This is a genomic window from Pseudomonas sp. FH1, from assembly GCF_000510895.2.
GTDB lineage: Bacteria > Pseudomonadota > Gammaproteobacteria > Pseudomonadales > Pseudomonadaceae > Aquipseudomonas > Aquipseudomonas azotoformans_A.
In genome coordinates, this window is sequence record NZ_AOHM01000071.1 from 1 (window position 1) to 2,642 (window position 2,642).

General features: G+C 66.0%; 2 protein-coding genes. Both read left to right on the plus strand.

The genetic code is table 11. From position 1 onward, the window contains the following. Positions 1-226: 226 nt before the first annotated feature. The gene (gene istA, locus H096_RS21810) at positions 227-1,912 is read left to right on the plus strand and encodes an IS21 family transposase (protein WP_033901415.1); all 1,686 of its coding nucleotides are present in this window, start codon (positions 227-229) and stop codon (positions 1,910-1,912) included. Then, entirely contained in the window at positions 1,800-2,549 is a 750-nt protein-coding gene (gene istB / locus H096_RS21815) for an IS21-like element IS1474 family helper ATPase IstB (RefSeq protein WP_033901416.1), read from the plus strand. Before istA ends, istB begins: the two co-directional genes overlap by 113 nt. Positions 2,550-2,642: the final 93 nt, after the last annotated feature.

Sequence of the window (2,642 nt, forward strand, 5' to 3'; positions counted from 1 at the left end):
CTGCGGATTTCGGAGCACTGTGACCGGCCGTTTCGGTTGATCGTGACCGGTCATTTCGCTAACGCGTGACCGCTCATTTCGGTAGCAACGTGACCGATTTTCCGCCTGTTCCGAAACAGGTGGTCACGGCTTACCGAAATCGCCGGTCACGACTTAGCGAAAGCCTTCCCCTTCGTTGCGCATGACCTGATGCGCCGCCATCCTCGACCGATTTCGGGAGAGGAAGATGGCGGCGCCGCGAGTAGCCATGCGAAACATCAAAGAATGTCTGCGCCTCAAGTTTGAGGCCGGCTTGTCCCACGAGAAGATTGCCCGTGCCTTGCAGCTGTCCAAGGGCGTGGTTAGCAAGTACATCGCGGCGGCGCGGGTGGCCGGGCTGGACTGGCCGGCGCTGGTGGCCATGGACGAGGCCGCGCTGGCGGCCGCCTTGTTTGCACCTACGTCGACGAACAAGCCGCGCGGTGAGCGAGTGCTGCCCGATGTGCTGAGCATCCACCGCGAGTTGCGGCGCAAGGGCGTGACCTTGCAACTGCTGTGGGAGGAATATCTCGCCGCGCATGCGAGCCAGCCGACCTACCGCTACACCCAGTTCGTCGAGCACTATCGGCGCTACGCCCAGACGCTCAAACGTTCGATGCGTCAGCTGCACCGTGCGGGCGAGAAGCTATTCATCGACTATGCCGGGCCGACGCTGCCGGTGGTCGACCCGGCCACCGGCGAAGTGCGCCGGGCGCACATCTTCGTCGCCGCCCTGGGCGCCTCGAATTACACCTATGCCTGCGCGACGCCAGGCGAAACCCAGGTGGACTGGCTGACCTCGCTGGGCCAGGCTCTGACCTACTTTGGCGGCGTGCCGGAGATGGTTGTGCCGGACAATCCGCGCGCCCTGGTCGCGCTGCCGGATCGGTACGAGCCGGGCCTGAACCGGGCGGCGCTGGAGTGCGCCCGCCATTACGACACCGTGATGCTGCCGGCGCGGCCACGCAAACCCCAGGACAAGGCCAAGGCCGAGGTGGCGGTGCAGGTGGTCGAGCGCTGGATCATGGCGCGGCTTCGCCACCGGCAGTTCTTCAGCCTGCATGCGCTTAACCAGGCTATCGCCGAGCTGCTGGAGGATCTGAATCGGCGCCCGTTCAAGCGGCTCGATGGCTGCCGGCGCGACTGGTTCGAGCGCCTGGATCGTCCGGCCTTGCGACCGTTGCCGGTGCATCCCTACGAGGTCGCCACCTTCAAGCGCTGCAAGGTCAGCATCGACTACCACGTCGAGGTCAATGGCAGCTTCTACAGCGTGCCCTCCGCCCTGGCCCGGCAGAGCGTCGAGGTGCGGCTGACGGCGCACACCCTGGAAGTGCTGCATGGCAACCGACGGGTGGCCAGCCACGTGCTGCTGGGCCGTCGCGGCGCCTACAGCACCCAGCGCGAGCACATGCCCGCGGCGCACCAGGCGCATCGCGAATGGACGCCGCAACGCCTGCTCGACTGGGGCGAGCGGATCGGCCCCTACACGCGCCAACTGATCGATCACCAGCTGACCCACAAGCCGCACCCGGAGATGGGCTACCGCGCCTGCCTTGGCCTGCTCTCGCTGGCCCGCCGCTACGGCAATGCACGGCTAGAAGCCGCCGCCGAACGGGCCGTCCAGCTGCGCGCCTTCACCGGGCGCAGCGTGCGCAACCTGCTCCAGCAAGGCCTGGATCAGCAGCCGCTGCCCAAGCGTGCGGCTGAAACGGCCTTACCCGAGCACCACGAAAACGTCCGTGGCGCCGACTACTACCAACCCCCGCAACAGGAGCTGTTCGATGATGCCGCAACACACCCTGAATCAACTGCACCAGCTACGCCTGGAAGGCATGGCTCGCGCGCTGGAGGAACAATGGACGCTGCCGGCCAGCCACAGCCTGAGCTTCGATGAACGCCTCGGCCTGCTGCTCGACCGCGAACTGGCCTGGCGTGACAACCAGCGTCTGGTGCGACTGCGCAAGAAGGCCAAGCTCAAGTACGCCAACGCCTGCCTGGAAGATCTCGACCGCCGCCCGGGTCGCGCCTTGGACGAGCGCCTGATCGCCAGCCTGGCCAACGGCGACTGGATCCGCCAGCAACACAACCTGCTGCTGACCGGCCCGACCGGCGCCGGCAAGACTTGGCTGGCCTGCGCCCTGGGTAACCAAGCCTGCCGCCAGGGCTACACCACCCTGTATCTGCGCACGCCACGGCTGCTGGAACAACTGCGTATCGCCCACGGCGACGGCAGCTTCGGCCGCACCCTGCAACAGCTGGCCAAGGTCGACGTCCTGGTGCTGGACGACTGGGCGCTGGCCCCGCTGGAGGAAGGGGCTCGGCATGACCTGCTGGAAGTGATCGACGACCGCGCCGGCAACCGCTCCACCATCCTGACCAGCCAATTGCCCCTCGAACACTGGCATGGCTGGATCAATGACCCGACCCTGGCCGACGCCATCCTCGACCGCCTGGTGCACAACGCCTACCGGCTGACGATGAAGGGCGAGTCACTGCGCCGGAAAAAATCCGAGGAACAAACCGCATCGTGACCGATGCGATTACAATCCAGAACCCGCGCAACCGGGATGGAAGCACCGGTCACGTATTAGCGAAACGCTCGGTCACGTTCACCGAAATCCGCA

Bases quoted from the DNA above. Each gene is read 5' to 3' on its own strand.
- istB (WP_033901416.1), top strand. From the start codon at position 1,800: ATGATGCCGCAACACACCCTGAATCAACTGCACCAGCTACGCCTGGAA.
- istA (WP_033901415.1), top strand. From the start codon at position 227: ATGGCGGCGCCGCGAGTAGCCATGCGAAACATCAAAGAATGTCTGCGC.